Source organism: Eubacterium sp. AF17-7, assembly GCF_003461285.1.
GTDB classification, from domain to species: Bacteria; Bacillota; Clostridia; order Lachnospirales; family Lachnospiraceae; genus Eubacterium_U; species Eubacterium_U album.
In genome coordinates this window covers 49,590-66,936 of the sequence record NZ_QTWU01000005.1, presented here as the reverse complement: position 1 = coordinate 66,936, position 17,347 = coordinate 49,590, and the positions used below count along the sequence as shown (strand labels likewise).

16 protein-coding genes are annotated in these 17,347 nt (G+C 33.2%); 1 reads left to right on the top strand and 15 read right to left on the bottom strand.

Features of this window, described 5'->3' with window-relative positions; all coding sequences use genetic code 11:
* Positions 1-96 precede the first annotated feature (96 nt).
* From dnaK to DWW96_RS06765, 9 genes are all read right to left on the bottom strand, one after another.
* The gene (dnaK, locus tag DWW96_RS06800; protein ID WP_022089238.1) at positions 97-1,980 is read right to left on the bottom strand and encodes a molecular chaperone DnaK; all 1,884 of its coding nucleotides are present in this window, start codon (positions 1,978-1,980) and stop codon (positions 97-99) included.
* Positions 1,981-2,066: 86 nt separating this feature from the next.
* Entirely contained in the window at positions 2,067-2,708 is a 642-nt protein-coding gene (gene grpE / locus DWW96_RS06795) for a nucleotide exchange factor GrpE (protein ID WP_022089239.1), read from the bottom strand.
* A gap of 13 nt (positions 2,709-2,721) precedes the next feature.
* A complete protein-coding gene (gene hrcA / locus DWW96_RS06790; protein WP_022089240.1) occupies positions 2,722-3,762 on the bottom strand; it encodes a heat-inducible transcriptional repressor HrcA in 1,041 nt (346 codons plus the stop codon).
* Positions 3,763-3,807: 45 nt separating this feature from the next.
* The gene (locus DWW96_RS13830) at positions 3,808-4,074 is read right to left on the bottom strand and encodes a hypothetical protein (RefSeq protein ID WP_147339815.1); all 267 of its coding nucleotides are present in this window, start codon (positions 4,072-4,074) and stop codon (positions 3,808-3,810) included.
* A 111-nt stretch (positions 4,075-4,185) separates the two neighbouring features.
* Positions 4,186-5,544: a radical SAM family heme chaperone HemW gene (gene hemW / locus DWW96_RS06785; RefSeq protein ID WP_117909894.1), complete on the bottom strand. Its 1,359-nt coding sequence runs from the start codon at positions 5,542-5,544 to the stop codon at positions 4,186-4,188.
* A 59-nt stretch (positions 5,545-5,603) separates the two neighbouring features.
* Positions 5,604-7,418 (bottom strand): translation elongation factor 4, encoded by a 1,815-nt coding sequence (gene lepA, locus DWW96_RS06780; RefSeq protein ID WP_022089242.1) that lies wholly within the window; start codon positions 7,416-7,418, stop codon positions 5,604-5,606.
* Positions 7,419-7,830: 412 nt separating this feature from the next.
* Positions 7,831-8,802 carry a Gfo/Idh/MocA family oxidoreductase gene (locus tag DWW96_RS06775; protein ID WP_117909893.1) on the bottom strand — a complete coding sequence of 324 codons (972 nt, stop codon included), beginning with the start codon at positions 8,800-8,802 and terminating at the stop codon, positions 7,831-7,833.
* Positions 8,803-8,864: 62 nt separating this feature from the next.
* Positions 8,865-9,521: a ribose 5-phosphate isomerase A gene (gene rpiA / locus DWW96_RS06770; RefSeq protein WP_117909892.1), complete on the bottom strand. Its 657-nt coding sequence runs from the start codon at positions 9,519-9,521 to the stop codon at positions 8,865-8,867.
* A 113-nt stretch (positions 9,522-9,634) separates the two neighbouring features.
* Positions 9,635-10,486, bottom strand: a complete 852-nt coding sequence (locus DWW96_RS06765) for a MurR/RpiR family transcriptional regulator (protein WP_117909891.1) — start codon at positions 10,484-10,486, stop codon at positions 9,635-9,637.
* Positions 10,487-10,851: 365 nt separating this feature from the next.
* Here DWW96_RS06765 and DWW96_RS06760 point away from each other — a divergent pair, with 365 nt between their 5' ends.
* On the top strand, positions 10,852-11,532 hold the full coding sequence (locus DWW96_RS06760; RefSeq protein WP_117909890.1) for an HAD family phosphatase: 681 nt from the start codon (positions 10,852-10,854) through the stop codon (positions 11,530-11,532).
* A gap of 250 nt (positions 11,533-11,782) precedes the next feature.
* Here DWW96_RS06760 and trpS read toward each other — a convergent pair whose 3' ends face one another.
* The 6 genes from trpS to DWW96_RS06730 form a co-directional block, all read right to left on the bottom strand.
* Positions 11,783-12,865, bottom strand: a complete 1,083-nt coding sequence (trpS, locus tag DWW96_RS06755) for a tryptophan--tRNA ligase (RefSeq protein WP_022089247.1) — start codon at positions 12,863-12,865, stop codon at positions 11,783-11,785.
* A 132-nt stretch (positions 12,866-12,997) separates the two neighbouring features.
* Positions 12,998-13,906, bottom strand: a complete 909-nt coding sequence (locus DWW96_RS06750; RefSeq protein WP_158562659.1) for a DMT family transporter — start codon at positions 13,904-13,906, stop codon at positions 12,998-13,000.
* A gap of 74 nt (positions 13,907-13,980) precedes the next feature.
* The gene (locus tag DWW96_RS06745) at positions 13,981-15,240 is read right to left on the bottom strand and encodes a hypothetical protein (RefSeq protein WP_117909888.1); all 1,260 of its coding nucleotides are present in this window, start codon (positions 15,238-15,240) and stop codon (positions 13,981-13,983) included.
* A gap of 20 nt (positions 15,241-15,260) precedes the next feature.
* A complete protein-coding gene (locus DWW96_RS06740) occupies positions 15,261-15,671 on the bottom strand; it encodes a PTS fructose transporter subunit IIA (protein WP_117909887.1) in 411 nt (136 codons plus the stop codon).
* Positions 15,672-15,771: 100 nt separating this feature from the next.
* The gene (locus DWW96_RS06735; protein WP_243003034.1) at positions 15,772-16,578 is read right to left on the bottom strand and encodes a PTS system mannose/fructose/sorbose family transporter subunit IID; all 807 of its coding nucleotides are present in this window, start codon (positions 16,576-16,578) and stop codon (positions 15,772-15,774) included.
* The gene (locus DWW96_RS06730) at positions 16,565-17,338 is read right to left on the bottom strand and encodes a PTS sugar transporter subunit IIC (RefSeq protein WP_117909886.1); all 774 of its coding nucleotides are present in this window, start codon (positions 17,336-17,338) and stop codon (positions 16,565-16,567) included. Before DWW96_RS06730 ends, DWW96_RS06735 begins: the two co-directional genes overlap by 14 nt.
* Positions 17,339-17,347: the final 9 nt, after the last annotated feature.

Sequence of the window (17,347 nt, the reverse complement as noted above, 5' to 3'; positions counted from 1 at the left end):
TATTAGTATAAATAACTTGTAAAACCCGTCCGGGCTAAACCCGGACGGGATACATTCTATCATATTCTATAACCCAGTGCTATATGTGTATTCAGATTATACTTCCTTGTAGTCACCATCAACTACATCATCTGCTCCAGCTCCTGCATTAGGATCCTGGTAAGCTCCCTGTGCTCCCATATCAGGACCTGCTCCCTGTGCTCCAGCCTGTGCCTGAGCCTGTTCATACATCTTTGAGAATACTTTCTGTGAGCTTTCCATTAATTTTTCTTTTCCATTCTTTAAGCTTTCAATCTGAGCATCTGTGATGTTCTGGTCATCTGTAATTTCAGCAATTACAGCCTTTAATGCATCGATGTCAGCCTGAACTGCTGCCTTATCATTTGCATCAATCTTATCACCAACTTCATTCAAAGCATTTTCTGTCTGGAATACCATTGAATCAGCTTCATTCTTAGCATCAATGCCTTCCTTACGTTTCTTATCCTGTGCTTCAAATTCAGCAGCTTCTTTTACAGCCTTATCGATATCTTCATCAGACATATTTGAACCTGCTGTAATTGTAATGTGCTGTTCTTTTCCTGTTCCTAAATCCTTAGCTGAAACATTTACGATACCATTTGCATCAATATCAAATGTAACTTCAATCTGTGGAACACCTCTCTTTGCTGGTGGGATTCCATCAAGTCTGAACTGTCCAAGGCTCTTGTTATCTCTTGCGAACTGTCTTTCACCCTGTACTACGTTGATATCAACGGCTGTCTGGTTATCTGTTGCTGTTGAGAATGTCTGGCTCTTCTTTGTAGGAATTGTTGTATTTCTTTCAATTAATCTTGTTGCGATACCACCCATTGTTTCAATTGATAATGAAAGTGGAGTAACATCAAGAAGTAAGATTTCGCCTGCGCCTGCATCACCTGCAAGTTTACCACCCTGAATTGATGCACCGATTGCTACACATTCATCAGGATTCAAACTCTTAGATGGTTCATGACCTGTAAGTTGTTTAACCTTATCCTGTACTGCAGGGATTCTTGTTGAACCACCAACTAATAATACCTTTCCAAGTTCAGCTGCTGTAATTCCGGCATCTCTTAATGCATTCTGTACAGGAACTGCTGTTCTTTCAACTAATGCTCTTGTTAATTCATCAAATTTAGCTCTTGTAAGAGTTAAATCAAAATGCTGTGGTCCTTCAGCTGTTACTGTAATGTAAGGGATGTTAATGTTTGTCTGTGTTGCTGAAGAAAGTTCCTTCTTAGCTTTTTCTGCTGCTTCTTTAATTCTCTGAAGTGCCATCTTATCTGTTGTAAGGTCTACACCTGTCTTTGTCTTGAAGTCAGAAATCATATAATTTGTAATTGCTTCATCAAAGTCATCACCACCAAGTCTGTTATCACCTGAAGTTGATAATACTTCGATTACACCATCACCAATTTCAATAATAGATACATCAAATGTACCACCACCTAAATCGTATACCATAATCTTCTGTTCTTTTTCATTATCAAGACCATAAGCTAATGCTGCAGCTGTTGGCTCGTTGATAATTCTCTTTACATCAAGTCCTGCAATCTTACCTGCATCTTTTGTTGCCTGTCTCTGTGCATCATTGAAGTAAGCAGGTACTGTAATAACAGCTTCTGATACCTTTTCACCTAAGTAAGCTTCAGCATCACCTTTTAACTTCTGAAGAATCATTGCTGAAATTTCCTGTGGTGTATATTTCTTATCATCAATTGCTACTTTGTAATCTGTTCCCATATGTCTCTTAATTGAAGAGATTGTCTTGTCAGCGTTTGTAACTGCCTGACGTTTAGCTGTTTCACCAACTAATCTTTCACCTGATTTTGCAAATGCTACTACTGATGGAGTTGTTCTAACACCTTCTGCATTTGTAATAACTGTAGGTTTTCCACCTTCCATAACTGCTACACATGAATTTGTAGTTCCTAAGTCAATACCAATAATCTTTCCCATGATATATTTCCTCCTAAATTGATAATTTTCTTATTTCTCGGTTTTCCGAGTTCAAATATATGTTAAATAATTTCTTATTTGTAAAATTAATTAGCTACCTTAACCATGCTATGTCTTATAACACTGTCTCTATATTTATAGCCTTTCTGGAATTCCTCAACAACAACATTTTCTTCTAATTCGTCATTGTCTTCATGCATTACTGCATTGTGTAATTCCGGATCAAACTGTTGGCCTTTAGCTTCAATGACTGTAACTCCCATTTCTTCAAATGCTGTCATCAACTGCTTATATATTAAATTCATTCCCTGACCTGTTGGTGATTTCTGTTCTTCTTCTGATAATGCTGCGATACCTCTTTCAAAGTTATCTACAATCGGAAGAAGTTTTTCAATAATTGATCTTGCACCAACTTCAAACATTGCTGATTTTTCTTTTTCGCTACGGTTTCTATAGTTTTGGAATTCAGCCATAAGTCTTTGATGTTTATCAGTTAACTCTTCTATCTGCTGGTCTTTCTTATCTTTCTTTCCAAATATTTTTTTCTTTTCTTTTTTGTCTGAAGAATTTTTATCTTCTGCTTCTTTTTTGTCTTTATCTTCTTTAGTATCTTCTGTTGTTTCTTTTTCAGTTTCTACTGTTTCATTTGTATCTTCTACTGTTTCTTCTTCAGTTTCAGATTTTTCTACCTTTTCTTCTTCAGGCATATCGTTAATATTCTTTTCCATTGGACCTTCCTTTCTATTCGTCTTCCTTCTTGAAAGCATCGCTTAACTGGCCCTTAACTGTTCTTAATGTCTCTACAACTTTCTCATAATCCATTCGCTTCGGACCTATAACTCCGATGGTACCTTTAATGCCATCTTCTAATTCATAAGTTGCTGTTACAACACTACAATCCTTCATTCCTTCTACCGGAGTTTCTTCACCGATATAAACCTGAATTCCTGTTTCATTATCATTTACCAAATTGGTTAATGGCTTCTTTTCTTCAAATGTTGAAAGCAACAAACTTGCATTCTCGTTACTGCTTAATTCAGGATACTTCAAAATATTCGTTGCACCTGATGTATAAATCTTCATCTGTGCTTCTGATGCAATGGCTTCTGTAATTGCCTGTAACACATCTGTTACTAATTCTTTATGTTCACCTGCATTAGATGTAAGTGTTGAAATAACAGCTATGTTAATCTGCTCAACTGCTAATCCTGCAAGACTTGTATTGAGTGCCACATTAAGTCTCAAAACCATTTCTTCATTAATCTGGTCTTTAACTTTTATAATCTTGTTTACTACTCTGTTTCTTCCCGAAACAACAATACATAAAATCTGATTGTCATCCATAAGTGACAACTGAATGAATTTTATCTTATCTTCGTTATCCCTTGATGTTGAAATCATTGTTGCATAATTAGTATTGGTTGCAAGCATCTTCGCCATATTCTGAAGAAGGGTTTCAACCTTATCAACCTTTTCAAATAAAAGGTTTTCTCTTTCAGTTACTTTCTTTTCTCTGTTGTCTAATTCCTGAACTTTTTCTTTCATTAAATCGTCAACATAAAGTCTGTAACCTTTATCTGTAGGAATTCGTCCTGCTGATGTATGAGGCTGAACTATATATCCCATCTCTTCTAAGTCAGCCATCTCATTACGAATGGTTGCTGAACTTAAGTTAAGATCTGTATACTTAGAAATGGTTCTTGAACCAACGGGCTCGCCTGTTTCCAAATAGTTACGAATGACTGCCTGTAATATTTTTACTTTTCTCTCTGTCAGTTCCATATTCCATCTCCTTTCTACTTTATTAGCACTCGTCAGTTTTGAGTGCTAACATCTTTCATAAATTAAAATAGCACCCACCATATTATTTGTCAACATTTTTGCAAAAAAAATTATAGAAACTTTTGTAAATAATTTGTGAACATAGAAAAATAGCACAAACCTTAAGGATGTATATAATATCGAAAGAACGCTTTCGCTGCTTGCAATTAAAAATGTATATAATATCGAAAGAACGCTTTCGCTGCTTGCCACTCGTAGCAGTTCTAATGTTCCATCATATGGTCTGACATTAGAACCTTCGGTTCTAGTCATTCCATATGATGTAACATTGAACCGACGGTGGCAAATGCTCTTTCGTTATTATATACATTTATCCGGTTTGTGCTATGATTTTTATTAGTATTAAATAGAATATTTTCCATATTATAATAAAAACTCTGATAATACTACATTGCTTACATCAATTCCTCTTTCGGTAAGTTTTATATTGTCGTTTTCGGTTTTCAATAATTTCTCCTGTGTGAGTTTTTCTAAGACATTACCGTATACGTTTTCTATCTTCTTATTAAAAAGTGTTTCAAATTTAGTTTTGTTTACTCCTTCCATCATTCTAAGGCCTAAAAACATAAATTCTTCCATCTGATCATTTTTAGAGAGTCTTTCAATGTTTTTATGAATTGAACCTAATCTATTATAATCAGTATCAAAGTCTGTATCATTATCACTTTTCTTTCGATAAATTTTTTCTTCGAATACAGATTCATCTTCTCTTGATTGTTGATTATTATTTTCAAATTCATAATCATCTTCATCTTCAAATAAATAATCCATCATTTCTTCACTTCCATATTGAAAAGCTGTCATTTCATCCATATTATCTTCGCAATTGTATATTTCATTTATGAAAGCAATGTACTTATTTAAATCTGAAATATTATTATATCGTTCATTTTCTAATAAAGAAGCTGCTCCTATTCCAAAGCCAATATAATTTTTTTTCTGCCAATATCCTACGTTATGTCTGCATTCCATGCCTTCTTTACTATAATTTGATATTTCATATCTGTGATATCCATTTTCTTCTAAGATATTCTTTGTCATGTAATACATTTCACGCTCAGTATCTTCATCAGGAAGTATATCCTTTCCCTGCAGTGCTGCTTCATTTACTCTGTCATACATTATCGTGCCCTCTTCTACTATAAGGCTATACGCCGATATGTGCTCTGGATTCAAGGCAACTACCTTTTCTAGAGTTTCATTATATGATGAAATCGTTTGTCCCGGAAGTGCACTCATTAAGTCAATGTTAATATTGTCAAATCCACATTCCCTTGATATTCGATAATTATCCAAAAACTCCTGCCATGTGTGTATTCTTCCGATGCTTTTTAATTCATCATCATTTGCCGACTGAAGTCCTATGCTTAATCTGTTCACTCCGGTTTTCTTGTAAACTTCTAATTTTTCTCTTGTCAAAGTGCCCGGATTACATTCTATTGTTATTTCTGCATTTTCATTTATATTTGCATATTTTTTTACTGCATTCATTATGCATTCAAATAAATGTGATTCCAATATAGAAGGGGTTCCTCCTCCAAAAAAGATTGAATCTACTTCATATCCATTCAAAACATTTTTTGACAATTCAATTTCTTTTATTAACGCATCCACATACTCCTCTTTAGTTTTGCAATCTGCCCTGTCGGAGAGAAAATCACAATAATCACATTTTTTTACGCAAAACGGAATATGGATATATATTTCTAAATGTTTGCTCATTTTTACCTCTCTTTTCAACTAATAAGGTCCCTCTGCCTGCTGCAAAGAGACCTTTTATATTAATCTTCGTCCAATTTGAGTACTGCCATAAATGCTTCCTGTGGTATTTCAACGTTACCAACCTGACGCATTCTCTTCTTTCCTTCTTTCTGTTTTTCAAGAAGTTTTTTCTTACGTGAAATATCGCCACCATAACATTTAGCTAAAACATCTTTTCGCATTGCCTTAACTGTTTCTCTCGCAATTACTTTACTTCCAACTGCTGCCTGAATTGGAATTTCAAATAACTGACGTGGTATTTCATTTTTAAGTTTCTCGCACATTTTTCTGCCTCGTTCATATGCTGTAACATCCGGAACTATAAATGAAAGTGCATCCACTTCTTCCTTATTAATAAGAATATCAAGTTTAACTAACTTAGCTGCTTCATATCCTTTCAATTCATAATCAAATGACGCATATCCTCTTGAGCGGGATTTAAGTGCATCAAAGAAATCATATATTATTTCATTTAACGGAATATCGTATTCGAGTAATGCTCTTGAACCTTCTACATATTCCATTCCTATATATGTTCCTCTTCTTTGCTGACATAATTCCATAATAGCACCGATAAATTCAGTTGTTACCATTATTTCCGCATGAACAATAGGTTCTTCCATATGCTCAATTTCACTTGGGTCAGGCAAATTAGAAGGATTTGTAAGTTCTATAACACTTCCATCATTTTTATATATTTTGTAAATAACACTAGGTGCAGTTGTAACTAAATCAAGATTGTACTCACGCTCAAGTCTTTCCTGTACAATTTCCAAATGAAGCAATCCTAAAAATCCGCATCTGAAGCCAAATCCTAATGCAAGTGATGTTTCAGGTTCATACTGCAAAGCTGCATCATTTAACTGTAATTTTTCAAGAGCATCTCTTAAATCAGGATATTTTGCTCCATCTGCCGGATAAAGTCCACAGTAAACCATAGGATTAACTTTTTTGTATCCGGGAAGTGGTTCTGCACAAGGATTATCTGCATTAGTAATAGTGTCACCTACTCGCGTATCTTTTACGTTTTTGATGCTGGCTGTAATATATCCAACCATGCCTGCACTAAGTTCATCACATGGAATAAACTGTCCTGCTCCAAAATATCCTACTTCAACTACATTTGCTGTTGCTCCCGTAGCCATCATTTTTATATTCATACCTGCTTTTACAACACCATGTTTTAAACGGCAAAAAACAATAACTCCCTTATACGCATCATATAAGCTGTCAAATATTAATGCCTGAAGTGGTGCGTCAACATCTCCCTGTGGTGCCGGTATTTTTTCCACTATCTGTTCTAATACTTCTTCTATATTTAATCCTGTTTTTGCTGAAATAAGTGGTGCATCATGAGCTTCAAGTCCGATTACATCTTCTATTTCATTTATAACTCTTTCAGGATCTGCACTAGGCAAATCTATCTTGTTGATAACAGGGAATACTTCCAAGTCATGATCAAGTGCCATATAAACATTTGCCAAAGTCTGTGCTTCTACACCCTGTGCTGCATCGACAACAAGGATTGCACCATCACATGCTGCAAGGCTTCGTGATACTTCATAGTTAAAATCGACATGTCCCGGTGTATCGATAAGGTTAAAAATGTATTCTTCTCCATCTTTTGCCTTATATACCGTTCTTACTGCCTGTGACTTAATCGTTATTCCACGTTCTCTCTCTAGTTCCATATTATCAAGAACCTGTGCCTGCATTTCTCTGCTTGTTAACAATCCTGTTTTTTCAATAATTCTATCTGCCAAAGTTGACTTTCCATGGTCAATATGGGCAATAATGCAAAAGTTTCTTATTTTACTCTGATCAATGTGAGCCACTGTTGTTCCTCCATGTTGTTTTATATTGGTTTCTTGTTTAATTATGTTCTATTTTAAATATAATGCATACTTTTCCACACTAACGCTCATTATAGCATATTATAAAACTATTTTCCATCGTGTTCTTTCAGATAAACTATGTAATGAGGTTGGTAATTTTGAGTCAAGATATATATACGAAACACATGACGAATATGTTGTTCTTCATTTAGTTTCTCAGAACAACGGGATTACTTTTATTCCTGATAAATTTTATATGTCGAGACCTTACAATAATTTAAAAGCCACCTCATGCAACAATAGTATTCTTTAACGTAGAAAAGGTAAATAATCAAATATCTACTAAAAAAATATACTATCATAAGCATATAGTGGCTTTTAATCTATAACTTGTGGCATTACATAATTTTACTTATTCAAAATCGTAAACCATTCCCCACTGATTTCTAACTGAAGTAAGAGTTTCCATTACATCTCTTACAATCTGAAGATTTTCCTGTCCTGAATTATTATTAATATATTCTTCCATATCCATAACTTCATATTGAAGTGCTTTTTTCGTATCACCTTCGTCTATAACCTCAGTATGTCCGTCAGCAGTATATGTAATTGTTGCTTTTTGAGCTCTTGGATATTCATCTATCTGTATATATCCCTTTTCTCCTGAAATAACACCTCTTTTTGGTTGTTTTGCTCTCATTGTAAGTGCAATAACAGACATTTGCCCATCATTATTTTTTAAAATAATTCCACTTGTTTCATCAACTCCTGTTTCAAAATAATTTGCAGTGGTAAGAACAACATTTGGCTTACTTTCCATAAAATATCTGGCAAATGATACTGCATATACTCCTATATCAAGCAATGCCCCACCTGCTAATGATTTTGAGAAAAATCTGTTATTCACATCATATTCCTTGCAGCTTCCAAAATTAACCTGCACCATTTTTACCTTTCCAATTTCACCATCTTCTATCATTTTCTTTATCTTCTTATATAAAGGCATGTGAAGAAGTGTCACGCCATCACATATAACTAAATTATTTTTCTTTGCCACCTTGACGCATTCTTCTAACTGTCTGCTGTTTACCGTAATTGCCTTTTCACAAAATACATGCTTTCCTGCCTTTAATGATTTAAGCATCATTTCATAATGCATATTGTGTGGAGTCGCAATGTATACTATATGAATATTCTTATCTGATAGCATTTCATCTAAATCATTATATGCATGTTCTATTTTATATTCTTTGGCAAAATTTTCAGCCTTCTCAAGCGAACTTCCACACACTCCATAAACAGTTCCATGTACTGCCCACAAAGCCTCTGCCATTTCACTGCCAATCCATCCTGTACCAACTATTCCCCAGTTTAAATTACTCATGATTATCCTCCTAACTTAATATCCACATTTTTCAAATTGCTTTTGTATAACACCACAATCTTTTAATCTATTACACGAATGCCACTTTCTCCTGCAATTAATGCTTTTGACACTATATTATAAAATAATGATGTTTCTACTATGCCTGTTATGTGCTTTAATTTTTCATCTAATGCTTTTACATCCTGCCCTTTTTCAAAGTACGCATTCATAAGATAGTTTCCGTCATCACTTAATAAAGTTCCCATTTTCATTTCTGTTGAACGTTCTTCTACTTTTGCTCCCATTTCTTCTAATTTAGATTTAACATATTCTTTTGCACTTTTTATTACTTCCACTGCAACTGCATGTTCAAATGTTAACTCATCTGAATATTTTTCTTCATCCGCTAATATCACATAATCTTTTGCCATAACAGCTACTATTTTTTCTCTTGTAAAAATTCCGCCATCAGTCTTTAACGCATTAAGATTTTTGTCAATCTCATTGCATCCGTCAAACGCAATATCAATTTGCTTAACAAATTCTAATGGTAATACTTCTATTCCTGCTTTGACACATAAATTCATTGTATCTTCGCTAGGTGTAACTGCTTTAACTTTCTTATTTCCATTTTTTAGTTCTTCAATAAGAAAAGCTATTGTTCTTCCTCCACCAAGTCCTATAACCATTCCATCTTTAATCATTTCATAAGCTGCTTTTGCACATTTTTGTTTCATTTTATAATTCCTCCTGTTAATATGTATTGCCCCCTCCCTTCGGTCGGCGGCTATTCGTCGGAAACATTTATAGAAAATGAACTTCGTTCATTTTCTATAAATGTTTCCTCCTCTTATAATTTTTCATCTGCCATAAGATTTTCACATTTGCTTAATCTTTCATAACTTTTCTGCTGTCCTACTGTTAAAAACAAATATAGAATTTCTATAATTGTTGTTGCTGATACTCTTGAGAAATAAAACTCATTTAAGAATAATTTTTCTCTGGTAGCCGTCTGTATATGATAGTCTACCGTCTTTGCAATAGTCGAATCGGGATTATTTGTAATGCCAATGGTTGTTGCTCCATTTTCCTTTGCGGCCTCAACCATTTTCTGAACCTGCTTCGACTCTCCTGTGTTAGAAATTGCAATTAACACATCTTGTTCTTTTAAAGTCATAGAAAATGATAATTGAGTTTCCCATATGCTTCCTGCCATGGAGCGGATTCCAATTTCATTAAACTTATATGCGCCGTCTAAAGCTACAGGAATCGTATTTCCTACTGCAACAAACTGTACAATTCCCGCATTCTGTATACTTTCAAGAATCTTATCAAATTCTTTTGTATCTATTAACGAAATGGTCTGCTTCATTTCTTCTATTTTATTTGCTAAAATATTTTGTAATGACTGTCCGATATCTTCTCTTGTAATATCATTAGAAACCGGTATGTTGTCATCACCTTCAACAATTTCTCTTGCCAATGCAATCTTCAAATGGTGAAATCCGTCCACGTCACACTTTTTACAAAATCGTGAAACACTTGCTACACTTGTTCCACTATTCTTAGCTAATTCTGAAATTGTCATATTTACAACTTCTTTATAATTGCTAAGTATGTAATTTCCTATCTTTTTTTCCTGTTCAAAAAACGAGTCATATAATCTGTTTATATTTTCAATTACCGAAATATTTTTTTTCATCTTATTTCCTTTCGCGAAAATCATTTTCATATCTTTATAATACATAATAATTTTTTTCACGTCAATATCTTTTATAAAAATTATTTTCTTGATTCCTTTTCTTATGAAAGATTTATTTTCCTACCACGTTTATTAATTTTTGTAAGACTAAAATCCACTTTGCCCAATTCAAAATGGGAATAATTTTTTCACTTCACATTTATTAATTTTTTAATAAATATTTTGACCTAATTAAATTTTTATTTTATGATTTATTTTAGATGTGATGAAAGTATCATAATATGCCTCAGAACTTGTAACATCTATGCCTTTATCACTATTATTTAAGTATTCGATTATTTTTATTATGAATTGGAGCATTATATATGATTATTTGTAAAAATAGAGAACTAAAAACCAAAACTAAACTTGTTATTTTTGATATGGACGGGCTGCTTTTTGATACGGAAAAGTTGTTTATGGAAACTCAGGCTCCTATATTAGAAAAATACGGTTATAAACAAAGAAAAGAAAATTATGTAAAAACATTAGGTATTGCCGGAGAGACTCTCAAACGTACTCTTTATGATATTTACGGTTCTGATTATCCTGATGAGATAATCTCTAACGAGACCCGAAAACAGGTGAATTATATAATTGAAAAAAACGGAGTTCAGATTAAGCCCGGAATAAAAGAGCTTTTGCAGGCTCTATTTGCCGCAAATATTCCATGTGTAGTTGCTTCATCCACTAAAACTGAAATTGTATTAAAATATTTAAAACGTGCAGAAATTGATAAATATTTTAGTTTCGTTATTGGTGGTGACAAAGTTAACGAATCTAAACCAAACCCTGAAATTTTTCTTAAAGCATGGAAATCAGTGGATGTTCCCTTAAAAGCTGCTCTTATATTGGAGGATTCTGAAAATGGTTTATTAGCTTCAAAGAATGCAAATATTCCTTCTATTTGCATACCTGACTTAAAATATCCTGAACCTGAGTACGAATCCATTCCTGCATATATTGTAGAAACGGGATTAGATGTTATTGATATTTTGGGAATTTAAATGAGTTTTATTTTTGTAAATTAATTAACTTTTTTTATTTTTGAGTTTTAAATAACTTTACTTGGAGAATTTGACCAACTTTATTGTTAAACTTTAAATAACTTTTATTTCGGAGAATTTAAACAACTTTATAACTCAGATATGAAATTTTTATTCACTTTAATTTAAAACAAAAACCACATCTTTACCTATTTTCTTTTAGTTAACTTTAAAAATAGTATATCTGATGTGGTTTTTATATTTCTAAATCTTATTTATATTTTTTAATCTGTTCACTTAAAAATTCAGGATCTTCAAAATAATCAATCTTCATTGCATGTTTAACTTCGCTTAAAGTCTGTGCTGCTCTTTCCTGTGCAACTTCTGTTCCTTTTTTAAGGATTTCGTATACACCTTCGATGTCTTTTTCGTATTCTTTTCTACGTGCTCTGATTGGAGAAAGCTCTTCCTGGATAACATTGTTAAGGAACTTCTTAACCTTAACATCCCCAAGTCCACCTCTCTGATAATGAGCTTTTAATTCATCAAGGTTTGCATATTCAGGAAGATATTCTGCAAAATGTCCTTCATTTGAAAATGCATCCAAATATGTGAATACTGTATTTCCTTCAATCTTACCCGGATCTTCGATACGGATATGATCAGGGTCTGTAAACATAGACATTACTTTCTTCTTAACTTCCTTCTCATCTTCTGAAAGATAGATACAATTTCCAAGAGACTTACTCATCTTAGCCTTTCCATCAATTCCCGGAAGTCTTAAGCATGCCTTATTGTCAGGAAGGAGAATCTGTGGTTCTACAAGTGTCTCCCCGTATACTGAGTTAAACTTGTGAACAATCTCTCTTGTCTGTTCAAGCATAGGCATCTGGTCCTCTCCTACAGGAACTGTTGTTGCCTTAAATGCTGTAATATCTGAAGCCTGACTGATTGGATATGTGAAAAATCCAGTAGGAATACTTGTTTCGAAATTACGCATCTGAATTTCTGATTTTACAGTAGGATTTCTCTGCAATCTAGATACTGTAACCAAATTCATATAATAAAATGTTAATTCTGTTAATTCTGTAACTGCTGACTGTACAAATATATTAGACTTAGCAGGATCAATTCCTACTGACAAATAATCAAGTGCAACTTCCATGATATTGTCTCTAATCTTTGCCGGATTATCTGCATTATCAGTTAATGCCTGTGCATCTGCAATCATAATAAAAATATCATCAAATTCACCTGAGTTCTGTAACTCTACTCGTCTTTTTAATGAACCTACATAATGTCCTACATGAAGTTTTCCTGTTGGACGGTCACCTGTTAAAATAATTTTTCCCATAACTACTATTTCCTATCTTCTATATCATTTTAATTTTATAAATTACTGTTTTTCCTCAAACACTAACATTTTCACATTATACCACAAATACTCTTTATGGGAAAGTTTCTAAAATATATTTCATACTGTGTTTCAAAAATACCTATTTTTTCTTTCAATATTTATTTTTTTCTTTTCTTTGACAGGCAAAACAACTAGGATTGTTGAAAAAAGAATTAAAAATATTCCCATTCCAAGTTTCCATGTCATTTCCTCTTTAAAAACAATCAATCCAATTATTACTCCTGTCAATGGTTCAAATGTACTCAGCAATGATGCAGTTAACGCACCACATAAAAAAGCACCTTTTTGAAATAATACCAATGCTATAACTGTTGCAAAAAATGCCAAACATATTTCTGCTAAAAATTCCTGCATGCTTCCTATAAATCTGAGTTTTCCAATAAATGCAGAAAATATTCCTGTCTCTATAGCAGCAAAAAAGCATAACCAAAAAGATATTAACATTACAGATTCACCCTTTAATTTAGATTTTTCCAATAATATAACATATAGTGAATATACTATTCCTGAAATTACAGCTAAAGCCATTCCTTTTACTCCAGCCTGCTTTTCCGGAGAATATAACATTATTATTCCCACTACGCACACTATAGCACACAAAACCTGTTTTTTTTCCATATTTGTTTTAAAAACTATAGCCATAATAATCATAACAGAAATAGGATAAGTAAAATGCAATGACGTTGCCAATCCTGAGTCTATGTAATTGTATGAAATATATAATAAAATTGGGGTAACTCCATATAAAATAGATAATCCCAATATTTTAATTAATTTGTCTTTACTTAACAGTATTTTTTTATTATAGAATCCTTTTATGATTATTGCCATAAATATACTCGCCCATAAAAATCTCCAAAATACAACCGAATAAGCATTACTACCACTTTTATACGCCATTTTTGTTAAAAAAGGCATTGTTCCAAAAAGAATTGCCGACGCAATTATATAGAGTTGTCCTTTCCAACTTTTTAACATTTTTTCCCTCTCTAACATAAAATATTAGACTCCGAAGTTTTCTATTTCTCCGGAGTCCATACACACAAAACTACTTACTTATATCTTTTCTTAATTAATTCAACCAAATCCTCCGTTATTTTTTCTGGTTCTCCCTGTCTAAATTTAGTGCTTCTTCCTTCATAGCATGTTTCGTATTCCTCTGACCTAACCATATATCCAACCATTCCATTTGTATATCCCCATATTATACAATATTTGGCTTTACTGGCTGCTTTTATTTGCAATCCGAAACATGAAAACAATTCAGCAGGTATCTGACATATCTCCAAATCTCCCAATCTTATTATCGATGCATCAAATTCATTTTTTACGTGTTTTTCATTATACTGTTGTTTTAAAAAAGTTAAACCACTTATTAATAGCTTTCTCTGATCAAAGTCTTTTTCAATTTTTAACTTTGCCACATCCTCACTTATTTCTTTTTTCAAATTTTCCATAGTGTCATTACTTTTGTCGAATTCGTCTAAATAATGATACTTATCTATTTTGATATCAGAAAATAATACCGGTTTATAGTCTCCTGCCATTCTCAATTGTGCAATTATTGCATCCCCTAATCTTTTAATCTCATCAAATCCAGCTTTTTTTCTATATTGTCTGTTTCCCATATCGCCACTTGCTCCTTGCATCATAAGTGGCGAAACACCCCATTCTTTCTCTATTGTCCTACTTAAATATCCAATAATGTCTGTTGTCAATTCAACACTCATTGGATCATTTACAGTTGCGTGACACGCTATGTTAAAACACCCTGCCACAATATTACCATTTTTATCAACAAACTTAATTTCTAATATATTTTTATCTTCAATACCTCCCTTGCCGTTTCGATTTCCATATAAACCATCGATAACTGTATTTCTAACGTAAGGTGTAACCTGTGTAAATCCTTTATTAAAGCACTCACTAACTGCTTCTTCAAACTTTTTGACTAAAAATTCCCTATATCCCGGAACAACTTTTACTTCATCCATTCCAAATGCATTTTCTTCTAATGTTTCAGGACCTGTATGGGTGTGAATTGTACCTATTATTATATTCTCATATGGTACATTGTACATCTTCTGTACAGATTTTCTCATAGTATCCGCTAATCTAAAATCTATTTCTATTATATCTATTTCTCCCCATACCATTAACTTGTTATTAATTTTGAATACTATTACAGTACACTCAAAACAATCATGAACTTTATTTGTTTTTTCGCTTCTCAAAGGATTTCCACTTACGAAGCATGGTAAGTAAGGTCCTGTGGGTGTGATTTTAACTGTACTTGTTGATACTAAAATCATAATAATTTCCTTTCTTAATTTTATTCATCTTCTTCATTCGCATCCGAACTTATTTCATTCACAAATTGTATTGTTTCTCTTGCTAATTTAACAGAGTTTGATAACTGCTCTTTGTTTATACATTCTTCAGGTAGTAACACAAGTTCCATTGCAAGAGGTGCATTTATACCTGTAATCAAAAATATATTTTCATTAACGTATGGGATAAATTTTTGATTTACACTTCCTGCTAAGACATCTGTCATTACAACGACCTTATCTTCTTTTGAAAATTTATCAAAGACTTTTTTAATTTCCTCTTCAATATTATAATTTTCCGTTACATAAGCCGAAATAGCATATACGTTTTCATTTACGGATGTTAAAAATTCTACTGTTTCCTTTAACCCATCTGCCATTCTATAATGTGATGCAAAAATATATCTAACCATAATTCCTCTCTCAACCTAAAAAATATTATCTTTTTCTAAAGGAAATTTCCCACAAAGAAATATACCTATTTCAATGTGTAGAAATTTCCCATTAGATATGTTATGCCAACAGTCCAGTTGCAGCACCTATACACCCAATAACTAATAAGCCTAAAATTATATATGTCAATTTAACGCCTTTTTTCAGCAATTTATAAACCACTACTGTTAAAGCCAACGGTAACATACAAGGTAATATTGCATCTAAAATATCTGTTTGTATATTCATAGACACATCTCCGTACTTAAACTTTAGCCCTGTTGTCATTGTTACTACACTTGGAATCATTGCTCCTACTACAAACAATCCTAAAATCGAAGCACATTCAGTAAAAGCATTTAACTTATTACCTATTGCTGAAATAAAGCTTGCTCCTAACTTATATCCATAATTCCACCACGATAGTCTCCAAATATAGAACACAACATATAATGTACACCATATAATTAATCCTATAGGGTTACCTTTAGTTCCCATATAACCGGCTATAGAACCAAATATTGTAGGTAATAATATCCATCCTAAAGAATCACCTACTCCAGCTAAAGGTCCCATTAGTCCTACTTTAAGTGACTGAACTGCATCCAAAGCCTCAAGTCCGTCTTTATCTTCCATTGCTAATCCAGCACCTAAAAGCAATCCATGAAAATATGGCATTGTATTATAATACTTAAACTGATTCATCATTGCCTTCTGATAATCATCATCATCAGGATAAATTTTTCTTAGTGCCTTTGCCTCTGCAAATGCTACTGCACCTCCAAGCTGTGTTTCATAATTAAACAGATTTACATTAATCCATGATCTTAATGCACAACGTCTTAAATCTTTTTTAGTCAATACTGGTGTTCTATCACTCATCTTCATCGAACCCTCCTTCCACAGAAACTGTTTCAGTTGTCGAAACAGCCTGTCTCTTGTAATACTCGTATGCTACTGCTGCACCTACAATAGCCACAGGCAATACACTCAAATTCATATATGCAACCAGCACAAAGCCAATTGCTACAAAGCCTATGTATTTCTTCGTAGGCATATATGTAAGTAACATTCCAATACCAATAACAGGTAACATTCCACATGCTATTGTTAATCCCCCTGTAAACCATTTTGGCATTGAATTAACTATAAAATCTGTTACATTTTCACCAAACGCTAAAATAATAAGTGTTGGTAAAGCTGCACTTAAGAAAAATAAAACAGGTCCTAAGTAAAGAATCCTCTCCATTTTTTTAAATTTATTTTCCATACAATATTTCTGTGCTTTTCTCACAACAAATCCATTAAGAATTTTTGCAATTACATCCATTTGCACTCCTAATGCTCCAGCTGCTATACCTACTGCAATTCCCACTGACATATCCTGCCCCGTGTGAATTGTAAGTGCAGTTGCAACTACCGCTGCCATTCCATAATTAGGAACACTTGAGCCACCAATTGCTGCCACACCAAGTGACATCAACTGTATACTTGCGCCAACTATCAAAGCAGTCTTCGGATCACCCATAACAGCACCTACCAGCACTGCATAAAACATATAATTGTCTGTTATAATCTGAGGACCATAGTTGTCTAAATACTGTAATCCTGCTATTACTGCCGCTGCGATTACAAATCCTATTGCCATTGTTTTTTC